The following is a 20,034-nucleotide window of genomic DNA, read 5'->3' on the forward strand; positions in this document are numbered from 1 at the left end:
TCTACCTGGTCTTCTCGAATCTTCGGAAGAAGCTCGTCTCCAGATAATGCGGGGTCTCTGGATTATCCGCTACCGTTCTGGCCAGGTCGGCATAGAAGCTGTTGAACTGCGCCGCCGCAACCAGGTCCACAGGCTGAGACAGGTCGTCCGCCGTCGAGTGGTAGCGCTCCGCTAGCCAGCCGCGCCAAGCCTTGTACTCCGGCGATCCCGCTTCCCATCCGAACTTGAAAGCAAGCGCCGGAACACCGGCCTGCACGAAGCTGTACTGATCGGTCCGAATGAACGAGTTCCTGTCCGGCTCCGGATCCGGTGCGATGACGATATGGTGCTCCTCGCCAACCTTCTTCGCATCCACGGCCAATGTTGATTGCTCCAACCCCTGGACATGCAGCTTCTTCAGCGCAAACAGCGGCATGAACATATCCAGATTGAGATCTGCCTTGATCGCGCTCTCCGGAACCGTGGGATGACCGGCGAAGTATCGCGAGCCGAGCAGGCCCTTCTCTTCCGCCGTGAAGATGACAAACAGAATCGACCGCTTCGGCCGCGTCTTTGCCTGGCTGAATGCCTTTGCCGTCTCCAACACGCTGGCGACACCGGAAGCATCGTCCATCGCACCGTTGTAGATCGTCTTGCCATGAATCGGAGCACCGACACCAAGGTGATCCAGATGAGCCGAAACGAGGACATACTCCTTGGCCAGCCTCGGGTCAGAGCCTTCCAGCTTCGCAACAATGTTCGGCGACTCAACCTGACTGAGTTCGCCCACGACAGTCGCGCGCACGCTCTTGTTCAGAGCAAATCGCGGCAGCGGCTTCTGGGCATCTGCAAGAGCCAGAATCTCTGCAAAGGTGTGGCCCGTTCCTGCAAACAGCTTCCCCGCTTCGGCTGGATTGAACGTGGCGGAGAACATCGCCCCATGATCGTCCGCAAGCGCCGGATGCTTCGCCGCCACCGCAGCAGCATCGGGAGTCGCCGCCAGCCTCATCCCGGGCTGCGATGCCCCACTAGCAACCCGCTGCCATCCAAAGTCCATCGACTTCGGTGTCGGAATCGCGATCACTCCCACCGCCCCGGCATCTCGCAGCGCCTTCGCAAAGGGAGCAGTGCGGGCATAGGACTTCAGTGGCCCCGGCAGGTCGGCTGGACCGCCGTTGATGTAAACAACAATCTTGCCCTTCAGCGACTTCCACGGAACCGCCGATGAATCGAAGTCGTCATACTTCGTCTCCGGCAAGTGCAGTCCATACCCGATAAACACCAGCGGAGCATCCACGTGATCCACCTGTGCTGAACGCGCACCAAGAACAACGTCCGTTCCCAGCGTCAGCGGCTCAACCTTGCCGTCAACGACAAGGCTCATCGACGATTTCTCCGCCAGCACCCGCTGCACATCGAACTTGACCGGCTGGTAGAAACCGCCGTTCACTCCTGCGGGCTCGAGACCGTACGCCTTAAATTGATCGACCACATAAGCGGCGGCTCTCAGATAATCGTCGCTTCCGGTAAGGCGCCCGCGCATGGAGTCACTTGCCAGCGACTGAACAACCGCCCACCATTCCTTTCCTTGAGCCAGATCACTGTTTGCGTCTTCCGCCGACACCAAAGCACTGCCCAAAACAACGCTTGCAGCCACAACGCACATCGAGCGCAGCCATCGCATGCCGGTTCTCCTGAAAGAGTGGGATGGCTCGAATCTAACATGATTCGCCTCGAGAATTACCATCCTCGCGGTGCCTTGCATGTAACCGGTGTTGCCAAAAAATACGTCACCCTACGGTTTCCAACAGCGACTAGGGCTCCGCGTAGAACGCATCGCGAGCCTGGACGGTAGCGCCCCTACGCTTCGCACGCACCTCCAGTTTGTGCATGCGGCCTGGAGCAGTGTCCGGTGGCGGAGTGTAGTCGAGCTCATATTGCGTTCTCAGGTCCTCTGCAATCCGAGCGAAGATTGCCTGTAAACCTAGCGACGAGGAGACTTCAAAGGCGCGACCACCGGTCCGCTCCGAAAGATGCTTCAGGGTCTCGCGTCCATCGCCGGATGGCCGGGGCATCCCTGCGGGCGGTGAGAAGCCACTCCATACACTATAAAAAATGGAGTACACCTGCACATTCTCCCGCTGTGCTTTTTCAATCGCGTCTTTCAAGGAGTGACGGCTACCCACGTCCACACCATCTGTAAGCAGGATGGCTGCCTTACGTCCGCTCACCTTTGAAAGCAACCTTTCTGTGACCGCGAAAACGCCGTCATGCAGCAACGTTGCGCCGGCTGTTTCCTTGCGCATGCCCAAGGAAGAGATCATCAGGTGCATCCTGTTCGGATTGCTTGTCATACCCTGCAGCTCTGTCACCTCCGCATCAAACTGCACAAAGGCAGCTCGATCCTGGGGACGCCGCATCATGGTACGAAGGAAGACATCCGAAGCGATCGCCTCATCGCCGATCAGCGTCCGCTGGCTGCCGCTCACATCCACCATCAGCACGATACTCAGCGGCATCTCGTCGCCTCGGCTGAAGTAGCGTATAGGCTGCTCCTTCCCATCCTGCTTCAGCGTGAACTCCTCTTTCGTCAGGTCCGTGAGCGCCGTTCCATCCTTCGCCTTCACAACAGCAGAGACCGCGACCACCTTCGCCGATACATGAAGCGTCGTCGGATCCTCCGGAATCGTCTGCGCGAGACACGCCATGGAAGTCAGTAAGAGAGCTGTCGTTGTCATCGCAATTCGCATCACACCTGGCCCTCTCTCACCTATAGCAACCCAGAATACTAGTCATCCATTAGCCCGAGCGATATCATCCGTCCGCCGTCGACCGTTGACCCTATAAAACAACCCTGCTACCTTCATCGCACCATGCACGAGACGAATGACACGATCGCAAAAACCACCTGCTGCATCATCGGCGGAGGGCCAGCGGGTATCATGCTCGGATTCCTGCTGGCTCGCGCAGGCGTCACCGTCACTGTCCTCGAAAAGCACAAGGATTTCTTCCGCGACTTTCGTGGCGATACCATTCATCCTTCCACGCTGGAATTGCTCTACGAGCTTGGCCTTCTCGAGAAACTGCTGTCCATTCGACATTCCAAACTGACCCATATGTCCGGCCGGATTGGCGACTACCGCATGACGTTGGCCGACTTTGCTCATCTTCCGACGCACGCAAAATACATCGCTCTTATGCCGCAGTGGGATTTCCTGAATTTCCTGGTCTCTGAAGCCGTGAGCTTCCCCACCTTCACGCTTCATCTAGGCTGGGAGGCAACCGGCCTCATTCAAAACAATGGCGTCACCACGGGCGTTGTAGCGCGCACGCCCGATGGCATGGTTGAGATTCCCGCCACGCTCACGGTCGGCTGTGATGGCCGCCACGCCACCTCCCGCGAGGCCGCTCACCTTCCACTGATCGAAGAGGGTGTACCGATCGACGTGCTATGGCTCCGTCTTCCCCGTCACGCCACCGATCCCGAGAATGGGCTGGGCAACGTCAATTACGGTCGTCTGATCGTTCTCATCAATCGCATCGATTACTTCCAGGTCGCATACATTATCGCCAAAGGTAGCTTTCCCCAGCTGCAGCAGGCGGGCCTGCCGGCTTTCCAGGAAAGCCTGGCGCGTGTCGTGCCGTTCCTCTCCGATCGCGTCGGCGAGATCGATTCGTGGGATAAGGTCAAGCTGCTCACAGTGCAAGTCAATCGCCTCACGAAATGGCACTCCCCTGGCCTGCTTTGCATCGGCGACGCGGCCCACGCGATGTCACCGGTCGGCGGCATAGGCATCAACATCGCTCTCCAGGACGCCGTCGCAACAGCCAATATTCTGACGGAGGCTCTGCGAACGAACTCGCTTACCCCTCATCATCTCAGCCAGGTGCAACAGTATCGGGAGAAAGCCGTTCGTCGAACCCAGGCATTTCAGGTCTTTGCACATCGGATTCTTAATCGCGTCCTGCGTAACCCCGGCCCCGTTCGTGCCCCGCTCATCGTCCGCTTCGTCGTGCACATTCCGGGATTCAAATATCTGACTGCACGCGTAATCGGGATGGGATTTCAGCCCGAGCATATTGACCGGAACGCGAAATCACTTTGACCTGAGCGGGCTAGCTTGCTAACCTTAAAGACACAATGCAGCAGGCGATGGGGTACCGCCTTTAACCGCATTCTGATCCGATCAGAATGCTGATGACTCCTACGAACTTTGTAGGAGGCCCATGCCCACGATCGTCCGAGCTCTCTCTCAACAACTCCACACCCTTCGCTTCGCTTTCCGCTGGCTTATTCTCGCCTCGGCCGCAGGAATCCTCGGCGGATCGGCTTCGGCGCTTTTGCTGGTAAGTCTCAACTGGGCCACCGACACACGGGAATCGCACCGGTGGATCATCTGCCTGCTGCCGCTCGCCGGTTTTGCGATTGGCCTGATGTACTACTCCTTCGGACGGTGCGTCGAAGGCGGAAACAATCTCATCCTCGATGAGATTCACACCGAGGCTCCCAGCACCCAGGGCTCTCCGGACAGGATTCTTCCCGCTCGGATGACGCCTCTCATTCTTCTGGGTACCGCCGTCACGCATCTGTTTGGCGGATCCGCCGGGCGCGAAGGAACGGCGATTCAGACCGGAGCCGCACTGGCCGATCAGGTTACACGCCTGCTCCGGCGCTTAAATTTTCACTTTCCCGAACATGACCGGCGTACCTTGCTGATGGCGGGGATCAGTGCGGGATTCGGCTCAGTGTTTGGAACACCGCTCGCCGGTGCCGTCTTCGGACTTGAGGTTCTCACGATAGGCAGTGTGGGCTACGACGCGATCTTCCCCTGCTTTGTCGCCGCGTTCGTCGGCGACTACACAACCCATCGCTGGGGAGTCCATCACACCCTCTATACGGTCACTCAGACTTCGCCGCTGACGCCGGTAACGATACTGGCAGCCATGGTTGCGGGTATCGCGTTCGGGCTTACCGCGCTTTTATTTGCGCGCTCCACCCATGCCATCGCTGGAATCTTCAAGCGATACGTCAGCTACCCTCCTCTGCGCCCGTTTATCGGAGGAGCTATCGTCGCCGCAGCCGTCTTTGCCATCGGAACAACAAAGTATATCGGCCTTGGAGTTCCCACCATCGTGGCGGCCTTCTCGCAACACTTGCCCCGGTACGACTTCGCAGCCAAGTTCGCCTTTACGACCCTCACACTTGGCGCAAGCTTTAAAGGCGGCGAGGTCACGCCGTTATTCTTCATTGGCGCAACTCTCGGTAACGCACTCTCGAGCATCCTTCCATTGCCATCGTCCTTATTGGCCGCGATGGGCTTCGTTGCGGTCTTTGCGGGCGCCGCCAATACCCCCATCGCGGGAGGGCTGATGGCATTGGAGTTGTTTGGTCCGGAGGCGGGCGCCTTCGCCGCGATTGCGTGCGTCGTCAGCTATCTCTTCAGCGGTCACCACGGCATCTATCATGCTCAACGGCTCAGCGCCCGCAAACTGCCTACTCGAAACCGCGATTCCAGGAAGCAATCACCCGAGTCTCCCGCTCCCACCCCAACACGCTGACGCTTCCGGTTCCAAGGACAAACAGGCTTCCCTGCGTCGCTGCGAGCTTTAGCCAGCGAGCTGCCAGAATCCTCAGAATGTGGGCATGGGCAAAGAGGGCCACCTTTCCACCCGCTGGAGATGCTGCCAGGGACCGCGCTATCACCCCATCCGCTCGCTCGCCAACATGCTCGGCGCTCTCGCCGTCGATGATCGGATCTTTCCACACGCTCCAGTCTGGGACTTCAGCCCGGATCTGGGCCGTGGTCTTACCTTCATAAATGCCGTAATCCCACTCTTTCAAGCCGTCGTCGATCACGGCCTGGCTGCCGAAACCGGCGATGTTGCAGGTCTCCCGGGCCCGTTGCATTGGGCTGACAAACACCACATTGAAGCTCGTCCCCTTGAGATAATCCCGCAGTTCCTCGGCTCGGCGCCTGCCGTGGTCCGTGAGGGGGATGTCCGTCCGGCTGGTGTGTTGGCCGCTCAGGCTCCACTCGGTTTCGCCGTGGCGAATCAGCCACAGCTCAGTTCCTTCATTCATTTCCGCAACCTCCATGCCACTTCCACTATCTTATGTGTTGATGGATTTTCAGCTAACGACCACCTACAAACCGCAGGGTGACCAGCCCCGTGCGATCGGCGAACTTGTTTCGGGCGTAAATGCCGGCGAAAAGGACCAGGTCCTGCTCGGTGTGACCGGCTCGGGAAAAACCTTCACGATGGCAAAGGTCATCGCGGAATTGAACCGCCCCGCGCTCATTCTTGCCCACAACAAGACACTGGCCGCGCAGCTGTACCACGAGTTCAAGCAATTCTTCCCCAACAACGCGGTCGAGTATTTCGTCTCGTATTACGACTACTACCAGCCCGAGGCCTACATTCCGTCCGGCGACCTCTACATCGAGAAAGAATCGACCATCAACGAGGAGCTGGACAAACTCAGGCTATCGGCCACCCGCTCCTTGTTCGAGCGCCGGGACGCCATCATCGTCTCCTCGGTCTCCTGTATCTATGGCCTCGGTTCGCCGGAAGCGTATTACGGGATGCTTCTGCTGCTCGAAAAAGGCCAGCGCGTGCGTCGCGAGGATATTACACGGCGGTTGGTCGAAATTCTCTACGAGCGCAACGATGTCGACTTTCGCCGCGGAACCTTTCGCGTGCGCGGAGATGTCATTGAGGTGTATCCGACGTATGACGAGAATGCGTACCGGATCGAGCTCTTCGGCGACGAGATTGACTCCCTCTCACAGATCGACCCGCTGTTCGGCTCGGTCAAGCAGAAGTATTCGCGCCTGCCGATCTATCCAAAGAGCCATTACGTCGTGCAGCCAGAACGCAAGGCCACGGCGATAGACTCCATCGTAGCCGAGTTGCTCGACTGGGAGGCCCAGCTCGAGAAAGAAGGGCGACTGGTGGAATCGCAACGCATCCACCAGCGTACTCGTTTCGATCTCGAGATGATCAAGTCCGTCGGATATTGTCACGGAATCGAAAACTACTCGCGGCACTTCTCCGGACGCCTTCCGGGCGAGCCCCCGCCGACGCTGCTCGACTACTTTCCTCGCGATTACCTTATCTTCATCGACGAATCGCACGTTACGGTTCCGCAGCTTCATGGCATGTGGCATGGCGACCGTTCGCGCAAGCAGAACCTGATCGACTACGGCTTTCGTCTGCCCTCCGCTCTCGACAACCGCCCGCTGCGCTTCGAAGAATTCGAGTCCCGTACGGGACAGATCGTTTATGTTTCTGCAACACCAGGACCGTATGAATTGACGAAATCTTCCGGGGTGGTCGTCGAACAGATTATTCGGCCCACAGGGCTAACCGATCCTATCGTTGAAATCCGCCCAGTTAAAGGGCAGATCGACGATCTGCTTGCGGAGATTCGTGATCGCGCTGAAAAGAACCAACGCGTTCTTGTAACGACTCTTACTAAACGTATGTCTGAAGATCTTGCCGGGTACTATACCGAGGTGGGCGTTCGCTGCCGCTATATGCACTCTGAGATTGAGACGCTTGAGCGCATCAAGCTGCTTCGCGATCTCCGCAAGGGCGAATACGACGTGCTGATCGGGATTAATCTGCTTCGGGAGGGACTCGATCTTCCTGAAGTCTCACTCGTTGCAATTCTTGATGCGGATAAAGAGGGTTTCCTGCGCTCGCAAGGATCGTTGATCCAGACGATCGGGCGAGCTGCGCGACATCTTGAAGGACGAGCTGTTCTGTACGCTGACAAGATAACGGACTCAATGCAGCGAGCGATTGATGAGACCAACCGCCGCCGTGAGATTCAAGAGGCTTACAACGAAGAAAACGGCATCACGCCAAGATCCATCATCCGGCCGACCGAGATGGCGCTGGCGGGGATTCTCAATGCGGACTACGCTGATCTGACCGAAGAGACTGGCGATATGCCGGAGTTCGCGACACAGCAGGACCTCGATATTTATATAGCCAAGCTCGAGGTTGAAATGCGCGAAGCGGCCAGGAAGTTCGAATTCGAAAGGGCGGCCAAGCTGCGAGATACCGTCAAAGAACTCCGTACCAAGGAATTTTTGTTCAGCTAACTGAGGTAATCGTGCGTATCGCCAGCCTTCAACCTTCGGTCACACTCACGCTTGCCGCCCTGGGCAGGCTGGATTTGCTCTGCGCTCATACGAAGTACTGCCTGGAGGCACTCCCATCGCTTGCGGGGCTAAACCTTCCGATAGTCTCTGACTCCTGGACTACCAATTCGGAAGAGCTTCATGCGATCGATCCGAATCTGGTGATCGCCTCTGTACCGTATCGTATCGAATCTTTCGTAAAGATTCTTAAGGCGGGCTTTCCACTGCTCGCCCTTGCTCCTAACTCACTTGAGAATGTTGCGGACGATATGCGGTTGATCGCAAGGCAAGTCGATCGTTTACCGGAGGCGGAGTTACTCATTGAAGAGTTTCAACGAGCACTCGCAGCGAGAAGGGATGCTACACGAGACCTGGAAAGAGTGACAGTGTATTGCGAGGAGTGGGGTAAGCCACCGATTCATTCGCAAAGATGGATCGCTGAACTGATTGATGCCAACGGCGGAACCTTTGTTGGTAAGCCTGGAGATCAAACCACTCCTGAGGCGATTGCAAACGCCGATCCTGACGTGTTGATTTTTGCCTGGTGCGGCGCGGGAAACCGCGTTCCTCTCAGACGCGTTATTGCTCAGCGCAACTGGAGCCATTTGCGCGCTGTTCGTGGTCGAAGAGTTTATTGCATTCCCGACGAATATCTAAACACTCCCGCAATTTCGTCCCTCACGCAAGGCTTAGCGCATATCGCAACGGCGATCCACCCAGAGCGATCCACAGGGGGACAGCTCATCACTTTACCTACAGAATAAGGAGTGCAAAATTGGTTATCCGGGCTCACATCCACAAGCCGATCGCGTCCTAATATTGAAGAAAGATGAAAAGCGCGCAGGCAATTAAAGGCCCCGCCGGTGCATCCAAAACAGAGACAGAACCTGAGTACTGAAGTTGGACCAAATGCATTCTGATCCGCAGTTCATCCGTAGTAGAAAGTCTGCCAAAATCCTAGTAGTCGATGACGATCCGGACATCCGTTCTCTCATTCGTACCTTTCTCGAACATGAAGGCTATGGTGTGTATGTTTCCGGCGACGCAGATCGTGCCGCGAAGATCTTCAGTCGTTCCACAGACATCGATCTCGTCATAACGGACTATTCGATGCCGCAACGCTCAGGTTTTGATCTTGCCCGAGAGTTGAAAGCGATTCGTCCCTCCTTGCGTGTGCTTATCATCTCTGGAGTGGTAGTGTCTGCGGGACAGCTCGATCAGATGAAAGTCCACAGGTGGAGCTTTCTTCCCAAACCGTTTTCTCTCCCCAAACTGCTTGCAGAGGTACATAGCATCCTCGAATCTGTGTCATCAAGCGAAAGCTCTGCTACCTTAATTGCGTGAAGTTCCTTCGACAGACACTCTTCGTTTGTTTTCTTGCAGGCTGGGTATTCCTGCTTGTCCTTTATGGCAATTACATAACGATTCCCGGGCACAATACCTCGGCAACGCACTTCGACACAATTATTGTCCTTGGAACTCCTTCGCGACTTGATGGCACGCCTTCGCCGGAACAGCGGGAACGGGTTTTGGAGGGAGTTCGGGAATATAAGGCGGGAATTGCGCCTCATCTCATTATGACGGGCGGTCCTGCTCACAATCATTTTGTAGAAGCCCACACCATGGCGCAGTTCGCGGCCAGTCAAGGCATTCCCCCCTCCGATATTCTTGAAGAGCCGCAGGCTCAGAATACGGTTCAAAACATCTATTACTCAGCGCAACTAATGCGTCAGCATAGGTGGTCGTCGGCCGAGGTCATCAGCTCACCGTATCACCTCGGCCGTACTTCGCTGATTCTGATAGCTTTCAATCGCCGACAGCCCTCACTCAATCTCGATTGGAGTACGCATCCTTCCGAGTGGCCCAGAGAGTACGCTATTTACCACAAGATTGTGTTGTATTCGGTCGAGGCGTGGCGCTGCCTTGAACTTCGTGTCCATGGCTTTCCCTCATCTCAATTTCTACCCGTTCATACGTGAAGCGATGCTTTGGAGAGAGCGGACTATTAGCGTCATTATTTCCTGAAAGAGGGAGCCTAAGCTTTGATTATTGTTTCCGACGAGCACGTTACTCTTGATACGCCCAGCGGGCCAATGAGAACCCACATATTTCGTCCCATGGCAGCGGGACGTTATCCAGGAATCGTCTTCTATTCAGAGATATTTCAGATTACCGGTCCTATCCGCCGTATGGCTGCCATTCTTGCTGGTCACGGCTACATCGTAGGTGCGCCAGAAATTTATCATGAGTTCGAACCTGCCGGAACTGTTCTGGCTTACGATCAGGCGGGGTCGAACCGTGGAAACGCCCTAAAGACGTCCAAAACCATCGAGAGCTATGATGCAGACACGAAATCCGTCATTGCTCACCTCCAATCGCGTCAGGACTGTACTGGTCGTGTCGGCGCAATGGGAATCTGCATCGGTGGTCATCTAGCCTTCCGCGCTGCCATGTGTCCGGAAGTACTGGCATCGGCATGCTTCTATGCAACGGATATTCACTCGCACAGCCTTGGCAAGGGCATGGAAGATAACTCCTTAGAGCGCGCAAGCGACATCCGAGGGGAATTGCTCATGATTTGGGGCCGTCAAGACCCTCATATTCCGCTAAAGGGCCGCCTTGAGGTGTTGGCGAGGCTCAACGAACTTGATATTCGATTCAGCTGGCATGAGGTTAACGGAGCTCACGCGTTCATGCGCGATGAGGGGCCTCGTTATGACCCCGACCTCGCGAATTTACTTTATGGAGCCGTATTTGATTTGTTTCACCGCAAGCTTGGTGAAGGAGACCTGATCGCTGGCTCCGCCCATTAACTGGCATGCAAAAATAGAAAGTCATTCTTCGTACGGGCTTTGGCTATTTCGTTTACAGTGAAAAGATGATGAAAACGTCGAAGGTTGACCTGGTCGGCGTCGGGTTGAATGCTACGGATACGGTGATCCCACTTTCCAGCTATCCCTCCCCAGGTTCCAAGGTTGAGTTCCGCGAAAAAACGATCCTTCCCGGGGGACAGGTGGCAACGACCGTAATTGCGTGTCAGCAATGGGGGCTGCAGACACGTTATGTTGGCAAGCTGGGCGATGACAACGCTGCGAAGCTCCACCGCGACGAGTTCGCGCGTGCAGGAGTCGAGACCCATCTATTCACCGCGCCCGGATGTGCCAGTCAACAGTCCATTATTCTTGTCGATGCCGAAGGCGAGCGTACGGTCCTTTCGCGCCGCGACGAAGGTGTCGCATTGCTTCCTACGGAAATTAGCCGTGAATGGATCGTGAATGCTCGCGCTCTTCATGTGGATGGTTACGATACCGCGGCAGCAACCCTTGCCGCACGATGGGCGCGCGCTGCAGGCGTTCCCGTCATCGCGGATCTTGATGAGCTTTACCCAGGGGTTGAAGAATTACTCAATAATATTGATTATCTTATTGTTAGCCGTGACTTCCCAACACGATTGACTGGCGAGCCCACCCTTGAAACGGCATTGCAGGCAATGCGTTCCACCTACGGCTGTCAGCTTGCAGCCGCGACGCTTGGACACGATGGAGTTGTGGCCTTCGACGGAAGGAAATTTCATCATGCAGCGGCCTACCGTGTTCCTGTAGCGGACACTACCGGTGCTGGAGATATCTTTCATGCCGGATTTATCTTCGGCCTTCTTCAGAATTGGCCGCTCGATCGCCAACTTGATTTTGCATGTGCAGCAGCAGCTTTGAATTGCAGCGCAGTGGGAGCACGTGGCGGTATTCGGACAGTAGAAGAGATTATGACGCTGATCGAAAACGGTCCGCGATACCCGATTGAACACATCTCACAAGTGACACATTCGCCGGTAGGGCGCTAGCGCCAGCTTACTGCAAGATGCCATCGCAATTCCCGCTGCCTGGTCTTCTCCAACACTCGTTTATATTCCAGTAATTCAGCAAGAACCTGTTCACCCTCTGAGCCTAACTGTTGTGGTTCTTGCTGGAGTGCATCCACAAGCGCCACTACCGTCACTAGGCCGTCTTTGGCGGAGTACCATTGCGGCGGTGGCAGTCGATGCATTAGCTCTCGATTTCCTGCACCTTCTTCGATCAGCAGCGACATTGAATTTTCGTCTGCAGAAAAATATTCGATGAGAGGGCGAACGCCCAGACGCAAGGAGAGTTTCTCCAGAGCATCTTCGTTTCGGGCGAGTACCCGGCCATTGACGAAGATGTCAAATCCCGGGTCTTCCCCCTCAACCACGATATACATCGAAGCAGCCATTATCGAAGTGTATCTCCAGTAAAGTCATGAGAAAAGAACCTGATTTGGGACATCTATGAATTTAATGGAGTAGCGTGATCGACCTCAGGGAGTCCTAGTGGCAGAAGTAATCAATAAGAATCGTTCCCGAAACAGCCACATCGGAGGTTATGTCAAAACCTGTCGTACTTTCTCCACGACTACCGATTCCAAAAAATGATGTTCCGCCGTTTTGTGTGGCTGTACATATCTGCCCTTGCACGAGCTTCGTCTGCACTCGAGCAACTTTTCCTACTGTGGAATTCCTGGTCGCAACAAGTTCAATGCGTCCATGATCGCTAGTACAGTGATACCCACTGGCACAGCTAACACTTCCGGACGTATTGGCTGCTCCCAGGGTGAGTGTAGCCGGAGAAATAGAAGAACCAGCGGCAGAGCTCGCTGAAGCAGGCTGACTGCCAAGTTTTGGAATGTAGTAACCCGCCTCTGGAACAATGGTATAGACGGGTTGCGTTGCGCTGCCAGACTGCTGCACCGTCAACCCACTACCTCCCCGCCAGTTGATTGAAGAAATGCAGGGTGTATCGTGAGCTTGTGAGCCCCCTGAAACAAGAACATGGTCTTTGACTCCGAGGCAATCGGAGCCCTTGTCTGGTGTTTTTGGGAGTAATAGTTTGTCGATACTGGCGTTTTCCACTTCCAGCTTCTTTGCAGAGATCGTGTTTGTCTTGAAGGCGGCTGTACTGACAGTACTTGTTGCAGGGTCGTAGGCGATGTACCCGTTTTGCATTACGAATAATGTGTATGGAGCGGGGTGATCGCATCCCAATGAATCGCAACCGATCCGGAACAGAGTGCCACCGTTCATTGGCGAACTATCGACTCGGTGAAGAATCGAATATGGCCCGCGATGGATGATCCAGGTGATCGGATCCAAGGTTCCGCCACATCCTACATACATCTGACATGGATTGTTGTTGATCCATCGCGATGGACGAAAGTTGGATGAAATTCCTGCTCCCAGAAAAGCCCATAGCTCGGCGTGGGAATCTCCACCTGACGGTGGGGTATGCTGCGTAACTCCACTCATTCTGAAACGCATCTGGAAGCTGGGGTTATGTGGATTTTCGATGATATCGCCGGATTCCCAGGCAACGTTGTTTGGCTCCAATGGAACGCCGTCAGGCGTCCGGGGCGCCAGGATCTCTGCACCGGGATAGAGGTGAAACCCGTAGGAACTTGAGGGGAGATCGATTGTGGCTGAAGCAACTGTCGCATCCGGACCGGATTGTCTCCAGCTTAGGGAGATGTTTTGTCCGTTCTCATAGGCAGGCATCGATACTGTGCCATTGAAACTGGGATCGCTCGCATCGGCGATTACTACAGAGGGGGCCTGGTTATAAATGAAAGATGCATTGGGCTTAGCAAATAGTGCAGTCACGACACCGTCTTTTCTAGCAAGCTTGATCAAAGGGACGGGTGCGGAGTAAAGCTTTAACCCATTCTGGCGAACTGAGCCGTTGACGTTCCACACATAGGCGATGTGGGTGGAATCGGGCGTACCGACCACCGGATAGCTTGTTCGAAATCCGTCTCGTGCCAGATTTCTGTCCAGGCTGAGATAACTACCACAAAGGCCACCTTGCCAAAGCGAAGATGGGTTGTTTGCGTCAGTTGATGCCGTCGGATTCGGATTTTTGTGAATGAGCGTTACCTGTTGGGTATCCCCTTTCGGTAGAGAAACCGCAGTCACTGAAACCTGCTCCGGATACCAGCCACCTGCAAGACAGGCTACCCCAGGTTTGAAGGCGCCCTTCGTGAGGCTTACATCCAACGTAATTGATTCCGGAATATTGGCAATAGCAATGATAGGCAGCGGTGTCTGGATAATCCCGATTCCCGTCGATAGTGAAATATGCGCTGTTCCGGAAATTGCAACTGGCAGAGTATGAACTGAAGTTCCAGGGACAATTGAATCCTCTCCTGACACAGTGCCTGAGACAGTCCCTTTTGAAATATCGAGAAGAAATGCACCATCTGTCGTGGCATCTTGGCCGGAAGCAAAAACTACAGGAAGAATGGTTGTGCCGGCTGACGCTCCGTTGCCAACGGTTCCATGAAAATAGGTGTCGGTTTCTCCCCCTTCCCGCGTATCGACCGTGAAGCCCTCATCTGATTGTGCCGTGCTTCCGCCGTCGGTGAATGCATAGATATAGTCACCGCACGCAACATCTCCAACGGCATGCTTATGGCACCACAGATTTCGTTCCTGGGCAATACCGCGGCTGTTGAAGACAACTTCACCGTAATGGTCTTTTTGAACACCCCAACCACCATTGTTGCCCCAACTGTAGCTTGGTTGACTGAAGGTTGAAAAGGAGTAGTGTGCATCCTGCTCCGCAGGAAGAAAATGATCGTAGCTAGAGAGCTCAATATCGGAGGAAAGATGCTGCCGAAAATAATTAAAGTTGTTATGAAAGATCTGGATTCTTTGATCGCTGCGGAAGGTGGTTTTCGCACCGCAATCCATGCGCAAAGCTGTCCCGCCATCGCGGATAGTCGGGACATTGGCATGTGTAAATGAAGTGGTGAAGGTGTCTGGAGTCGCCGACAGAACCTTTAGGGTGATGCCGTTCAGGTAAGTAGCACGGTTCAGCTTCGAAACCAGAATCTCCTGTCCCGTTGCAAGATGATTGATTCCCCTAAATATTGCGACATTGTTCTCGATCTTCACTGCTGTGATTAGTGCGACGCAGTTTAAGGATACGATCTCATCCGGAGTTCCTTCGCTGCGGATAGCGGCAAATGGTGTCTGCGCATTTTCTGCGGAAAGCGAAGGGATCTTGATATCGCCAGTTGATTCACGCCCAACACTTGGCTGCGTCGCGTTCTGACAAAACGCAAAATTTACGACACTCAAACTCAGCAAAACCATATACATGACTTTGTTTGAAAGCATAGGCCCCCCGTAATAAGAATAAGACCGGCATGGACGAGATCTAGCTGTTAGATCATTGTCACAGCATGACAGCTATAATCCTGATGTGACGGATTCCTTCAAGCTATCTCGACGACCTCCTGGTAATACTTTGTTGATTGATGCCGACGACACGCTATGGGAGAACAATATCTATTTTGAGCGTGCAGTCGCCTCGTTCATCTCTTACCTCGACCACCAGACCCACACTCCTGATGAAGTTCGTGAACACCTGAATCAGTGTGAACATGCAACCATTTCTGCTCACGGTTATGGCTTGCGCAGCTTCCGTCGATCACTCGTCGATTGTTTCGAGCAGCTCTCTGGAGCCCCCGTTAGCGATGAGCAAAAAGAACGGATACACAGCTTTGCAGAATCCATTGCGCATCACGGGGTCGAGTTGCTTCCCCGAGTCGCTGAGACTCTTGCAGAGCTCTCAACGCGCCACCGTCTTATCCTCGTCACAAAGGGCGATCTTGTCGAACAGACCGGAAAATTTGAACGATCTGGTCTTGTTCCGTACTTTACGGCTGTTGAAGTTTTGCCCGAGAAGCATGATGAGGCATACTCCACTCTCTCAGTTCACCACCAATGCCATGCCGCCAATACCTGGATGATTGGCAACAGTCCCCGCTCCGATATTAATCCTGCGCTCAATGCAGGATTGCATGCGGTCTTCATTCCTCATAACTTTACCTGGATTCTCGAACGCGAAGCGGTGAGGCAGCCTCCTTTAGGACAGCATCTACTTGAGCTGACTGCATTTTACGAGCTGCTCGATCACTTTTAGAGATGTGACATTCTTCAAGCTATCCTGACGCATCCAATAGACACGTTATGTCCTCAATGGTTATTGTCAGCTTGACCGACCAGCGACGCCGTTTTCTTGCCTTCCTTGAGCGAAGAGTTCATGATCGGGCGGCGGCGGAAGATATTCTTCAGACGGCTTACACCCGAGCGGTTCTCCAAGCCGACACGCTCAAAGACGAAGATTCAGCTAACGCCTGGTTCTTTCGCATTCTTCGTAACACGCTAACTGATTATTATCGACATCACCAGGTTGAAGCGCGCGCTTTCGTGTCTTGGCAACCGGAGCTGGAGCCTCAAACATCCACGCCTGATCTGGTACCACCAAGTACTTGTGGCTGTATGGGAGATGCACTCGATGAAATTCATCCTGCTTATCGCGAGATCCTGTACAAGGTCGATCTCGCCGAAGTCCCCCTCAAGTCATTCGCCCATCAAGCAGGAATTACCACGGGGAACGCTGCCGTGCGCGCTCATCGAGCTCGCACGGCCCTTCGAAAACAACTTCTTTATCGTTGTGGTTCCTGTGCCCAGACAAACTGCCATGATTGCACGTGCCGGCCAAACTCTGTACGCCACTAGTCTTAGCAGCTAAATTCGGCTTTGTGCTAACAACGACCTCGTGTTGGAGTAAGATCTCTTTCGTTGGTTAGCGAATGGTGATGTCGCCGGAGCCGGTATTGGCGTGGATGATCGGTCCGCCTCCATTGACCGAGCCGCTGATGTGATGGTGGTTGAGGCTCCCTTGCATGGAAATGGGTTGAGAGACATTAACAGATCCGGAGCCAGTATCAGCGACGAGATTGAATTTAGCTCCGCTGCCGAGAGCCATTTGGATAGATCCGGAGCCAGTAGATAGTTTCCAGTCTGTGACGGGCTGACCTTCAACATCGATATCACCGGAGCCCGTAGAGGCTTTGAGGCCCCCATTTACACCATGAAGGTGAAGAGAGCCTGATCCGGTTTCAGCGCGGACGTCGCCAGGACCTGACTGACGGAGTTCTACGTCGCCTGATCCGGAACCGAGTGTCGCTGTTCCCTGAATTCCGCTGGCATGAACGGATCCTGATCCGGTCTGCGCCTTGAGGGTTGAGCCGACGTTTTCGATGGTCAAGTCGCCGGACCCGGTGGTGGCGGCGATATTAGAAGTCTTGGGAAGGGTTATATCGTAGTCGATGGAAATATTGCGGTATAGATCGCCATTGTGATGTTCGGGACCTATCGTGATTTCGTTTCCATTTTGTGCAATGGGAGGATTGTTGGAGATCTGGCGGACCCGAGCCTCCGCGTCTCCTCCCATCCAGCTATTACTGCTATGAATACGACCGACGATGTGGACTTGATTATCGGAACCGGGCTTAAGACGAATATAGCCGGAACCCGTGGCTATCGAGACGTTGGGGGAACTACCCACGTTGAGAGTGCGATCGAAGCTACCTTCAGCAGCGAAGGCGGTAGCGGCAATGAAGAAAATACCAGCGGTAAGGAGGGGACGTACATTCATGGTGGTGCCTCCAATGGAATTGGTTACGAATCTTTGTGAATCTTTGTTCCGATTTTGTTTATAAAAAGCGTGTTTCAACGTGAATGTCGGATAGCCATCGACATATCGGCCTGAATATTCTGTCCCGTCGCTTGAAACACAGGAGTCCTTCGCTGCATTCAGAAGAACGATGCTTTAGCGTATTGATACTGTCAATCTCTACTGCTGAAGGATGACGGTGTCGCCGACATTCAGACCGGACAGGACCTCGGTCCGGGTTCCGTTGGAAATCCCGGCCTTTATGGCTATCTTGCGACGGCCTTTCTTTTCTTTAGAATCGGGAACCTCGACGGAGGCGTTTCGATCCTTGTCATAGATAACAGATTGTTCGGGCACCGTGAGGACGCCTTTATGCTCTTCAAGGAGAATTTCAGCATTGGCGGTCATGTTGGCTTTAAGCTCGCCGCCAGGATTGTCGATGGAGACACGAACCTCGAAAGTGGTGACATTATCTTTCTCAACGCCGAGGGGAGCGATCTTGGTGACCTTGCCTAAGAAGGTCTTATCCTTGAAAGACTCTACTTTGATGCGTGCGGGTTGGCCCATGTAGACCTTACCGATGTCGGATTCATCGACCTTGCCTTGAACATAGACTTGAGTGGTATCCCCGATAGTCATGACGAGCGTGGCAGTGGAGCCCATAACCAGGATGGAGCTGACGGCATCGCCGAGCTCGACGTCGCGTGAGAGGATGACTCCGTCCATCGGTGAAGTTACGGTGGTGTAACTAAGCTGCTCCTCAAGCTGCTTGAGAGATGCCTGGGACTGAGCGACTTGAGCCTCAGCCTGGTGAAGCTTGGAGGTATCGACGGTGATCTGGGCGACGGCCTTGTCGCGGGTGTTAGCGGCAGCGAGATACCTCTGCTGGGCGTCGTCAAGCGCCTGTTGGGAGACGACACCGTCTTTGGACATTTCGAGATTTCGCTTATAGGTGTGCTCGTACATGGGAAGGTCGGGCGCTTCGGCGTTGACCTTGTCGTACTCGATGGCGGCTAGCGCCGCGCGAGCATTGGATTCGGCAGCGGTGAGCTGAGCCTTCTGGGCATTGACCTGGGCAAGAATCTCGATCTGGTCGAGTTGGGCGAGTACCTGCCCCTGCTTAACATGCTGGTTAATATCGACGTCGAGGCGGGTGACGATACCAGAGGCTTTGGACTTGAGCTCTACCTTGGTGATGGGCTGTACCTTTCCAGTGGCCACGACCGACTTGGCGATGTCGCCTTTTTCAGCTTTCGCAAGCTGGGAAGCTTCCAGTTTGGCGCTGTTTCCGCGAGCAGCGACGGCTACGCCGAGGATAACGATTAGGACCAGGCCGATGACGCCGGTCCAGATCCAGATTTTGCGCTTTTGTTTTCGCTGTGTCGCCAAGGTCTAGCTCCAGTTGAAGCCTAATTTAAGAAGAATCGTGTCGAAGATAGGGTACGCAGGAGGACAGGAGCCGGTTCCATCGCCTGAGGAAAAGTTTTGGCATGAACCGTACTTTAGACGTATCGGAAAGGTCGATGGAGAGAAATGATAGTCGCGGAATGCGAAATATTGGGTCGGAAAGGACAGAAGGGTAGCAGTCATGAAGGTTCAGACGTACTTGCGTAGAACTCCGAGGACCTTTCCCTGAACACTGACACTGGCGGCGGGAGCAAAAATTGGGGCCATCTCGGTATTGGAAGGCTGGAGGCGGATCATGCTGCCTTCGCGATAGAACCGCTTAAGGGTAGCATCGGAACCATCAACCAAGGCAACAATGATCTCCCCTTCACGGGCAGTGCGGGTACGTTCGACTAGGACGTAGTCGCCGGAGACAATATGCTCGTCACGCATGGAATCACCGCGGACTTCGAGTGCGAAGACCTCGCGATTGCCAATGATATCGCCTAGGGAGATGCTCTCGGCAGTCTCGATAGCTTCGACAGGTCTACCCGCAGCGATACGACCAAGCAAGGGAAGACGGTCAACGGAGCGCTTGCCTGTTCGTGTGGGCAGTACGTCGATAGAACGGCTGCGATTATGCGCACGTTGAAGAAGACCTTTGTTTTGCAGATTGGTGACATGTTTATGGACGGTAGCGAGCGAGCTGAGGCCAAGACCGCTGGCAATCTCTTCATAAGACGGGGAGTACCCGTTCTTTTGAGTAAAACCGGAGAGAAAGTCGAGAACCTCTTTTTGCCGCCTGGTGATTGCCATGCGGAAATTGTAGCGAATAAAAAGCGAATTGCAAGCAACTATCTTGGTTCTTATTTTCTTCTGCGCCAAAGGGAACCCCAAGATGCACAAATTCCCATTTTGAAATGACGTATGCAAAATACTGCACGGAAGTCTTGAAAGCTAGACCGCGATAAACCAAGGTAATAAAA

At 54.3% G+C, this 20,034-nt stretch carries 18 protein-coding genes and 1 riboswitch; of the genes, 10 read left to right on the plus strand and 8 right to left on the minus strand.

The features are described 5' to 3' along the window. Position 1: 1 nt before the first annotated feature. Positions 2-1,663 carry a M20/M25/M40 family metallo-hydrolase gene (locus AC5S26_RS23330; RefSeq protein WP_494187352.1) on the minus strand — a complete coding sequence of 554 codons (1,662 nt, stop codon included), beginning with the start codon at positions 1,661-1,663 and terminating at the stop codon, positions 2-4. A 130-nt stretch (positions 1,664-1,793) separates the two neighbouring features. After that, positions 1,794-2,717 (minus strand): VWA domain-containing protein, encoded by a 924-nt coding sequence (locus tag AC5S26_RS23335; RefSeq protein WP_494187353.1) that lies wholly within the window; start codon positions 2,715-2,717, stop codon positions 1,794-1,796. A gap of 135 nt (positions 2,718-2,852) precedes the next feature. Here AC5S26_RS23335 and AC5S26_RS23340 point away from each other — a divergent pair, with 135 nt between their 5' ends. Beyond that, positions 2,853-4,085, plus strand: a complete 1,233-nt coding sequence (locus AC5S26_RS23340; protein WP_494187354.1) for an FAD-dependent oxidoreductase — start codon at positions 2,853-2,855, stop codon at positions 4,083-4,085. Between the two features lie 34 nt (positions 4,086-4,119). Continuing rightward, positions 4,120-4,194, plus strand: a riboswitch (Fluoride riboswitch). 12 nt (positions 4,195-4,206) lie between these two features. Beyond that, complete coding sequence (locus AC5S26_RS23345) at positions 4,207-5,538, plus strand: voltage-gated chloride channel family protein (RefSeq protein WP_494187355.1); 1,332 nt, start codon at positions 4,207-4,209, stop codon at positions 5,536-5,538. Here the strand turns inward: AC5S26_RS23345 and AC5S26_RS23350 are convergent. After that, the gene (locus AC5S26_RS23350; protein ID WP_494187356.1) at positions 5,474-6,061 is read right to left on the minus strand and encodes a histidine phosphatase family protein; all 588 of its coding nucleotides are present in this window, start codon (positions 6,059-6,061) and stop codon (positions 5,474-5,476) included. The two genes, AC5S26_RS23345 and AC5S26_RS23350, sit on opposite strands and share 65 nt — an antisense overlap. Before the next feature lie 40 nt (positions 6,062-6,101). On the opposite strand from AC5S26_RS23350, the gene uvrB reads away from it, so the two are divergent. The 6 genes from uvrB to AC5S26_RS23380 all read left to right on the plus strand — a co-directional run bounded on the left by uvrB (position 6,102) and on the right by AC5S26_RS23380 (position 11,970). Then, a complete protein-coding gene (uvrB, locus tag AC5S26_RS23355) occupies positions 6,102-8,090 on the plus strand; it encodes an excinuclease ABC subunit UvrB (RefSeq protein WP_494187604.1) in 1,989 nt (662 codons plus the stop codon). A gap of 11 nt (positions 8,091-8,101) precedes the next feature. Beyond that, positions 8,102-8,893, plus strand: a complete 792-nt coding sequence (locus AC5S26_RS23360; protein ID WP_494187357.1) for an ABC transporter substrate-binding protein — start codon at positions 8,102-8,104, stop codon at positions 8,891-8,893. 145 nt (positions 8,894-9,038) lie between these two features. Next, on the plus strand, positions 9,039-9,473 hold the full coding sequence (locus AC5S26_RS23365; RefSeq protein ID WP_494187358.1) for a response regulator: 435 nt from the start codon (positions 9,039-9,041) through the stop codon (positions 9,471-9,473). Then, entirely contained in the window at positions 9,470-10,108 is a 639-nt protein-coding gene (locus tag AC5S26_RS23370) for a YdcF family protein (protein ID WP_494187359.1), read from the plus strand. Before AC5S26_RS23365 ends, AC5S26_RS23370 begins: the two co-directional genes overlap by 4 nt. 63 nt (positions 10,109-10,171) lie before the next feature. After that, the gene (locus AC5S26_RS23375) at positions 10,172-10,942 is read left to right on the plus strand and encodes a dienelactone hydrolase family protein (protein WP_494187360.1); all 771 of its coding nucleotides are present in this window, start codon (positions 10,172-10,174) and stop codon (positions 10,940-10,942) included. 65 nt (positions 10,943-11,007) lie between these two features. After that, complete coding sequence (locus AC5S26_RS23380; protein ID WP_494187361.1) at positions 11,008-11,970, plus strand: carbohydrate kinase family protein; 963 nt, start codon at positions 11,008-11,010, stop codon at positions 11,968-11,970. On the opposite strand, the gene AC5S26_RS23385 is transcribed toward AC5S26_RS23380, so the two are convergent. After that, positions 11,967-12,377, minus strand: a complete 411-nt coding sequence (locus tag AC5S26_RS23385; RefSeq protein WP_494187362.1) for a hypothetical protein — start codon at positions 12,375-12,377, stop codon at positions 11,967-11,969. The two genes, AC5S26_RS23380 and AC5S26_RS23385, sit on opposite strands and share 4 nt — an antisense overlap. A gap of 94 nt (positions 12,378-12,471) precedes the next feature. Further along, complete coding sequence (locus tag AC5S26_RS23390) at positions 12,472-15,315, minus strand: hypothetical protein (protein ID WP_494187363.1); 2,844 nt, start codon at positions 15,313-15,315, stop codon at positions 12,472-12,474. Between the two features lie 130 nt (positions 15,316-15,445). Between AC5S26_RS23390 and AC5S26_RS23395 the strand changes: the two genes are divergently transcribed. Further along, positions 15,446-16,123 carry an HAD family hydrolase gene (locus AC5S26_RS23395; RefSeq protein WP_494187364.1) on the plus strand — a complete coding sequence of 226 codons (678 nt, stop codon included), beginning with the start codon at positions 15,446-15,448 and terminating at the stop codon, positions 16,121-16,123. A 47-nt stretch (positions 16,124-16,170) separates the two neighbouring features. Continuing rightward, the gene (locus AC5S26_RS23400) at positions 16,171-16,722 is read left to right on the plus strand and encodes an RNA polymerase sigma factor (protein WP_494187365.1); all 552 of its coding nucleotides are present in this window, start codon (positions 16,171-16,173) and stop codon (positions 16,720-16,722) included. Positions 16,723-16,789: 67 nt separating this feature from the next. On the opposite strand, the gene AC5S26_RS23405 is transcribed toward AC5S26_RS23400, so the two are convergent. From AC5S26_RS23405 to lexA, 3 genes are all read right to left on the minus strand, one after another. Next, positions 16,790-17,644, minus strand: coding sequence for a DUF4097 family beta strand repeat-containing protein (locus AC5S26_RS23405; RefSeq protein WP_494187366.1), 855 nt, complete (start codon positions 17,642-17,644; stop codon positions 16,790-16,792). Positions 17,645-17,842: 198 nt separating this feature from the next. Further along, positions 17,843-19,051, minus strand: a complete 1,209-nt coding sequence (locus tag AC5S26_RS23410) for an efflux RND transporter periplasmic adaptor subunit (protein ID WP_494187367.1) — start codon at positions 19,049-19,051, stop codon at positions 17,843-17,845. Positions 19,052-19,258: 207 nt separating this feature from the next. Continuing rightward, positions 19,259-19,864 carry a transcriptional repressor LexA gene (lexA, locus tag AC5S26_RS23415; RefSeq protein WP_494187368.1) on the minus strand — a complete coding sequence of 202 codons (606 nt, stop codon included), beginning with the start codon at positions 19,862-19,864 and terminating at the stop codon, positions 19,259-19,261. Positions 19,865-20,034: the final 170 nt, after the last annotated feature.

The organism is Edaphobacter sp. FHG110511_03 (assembly GCF_059115365.1).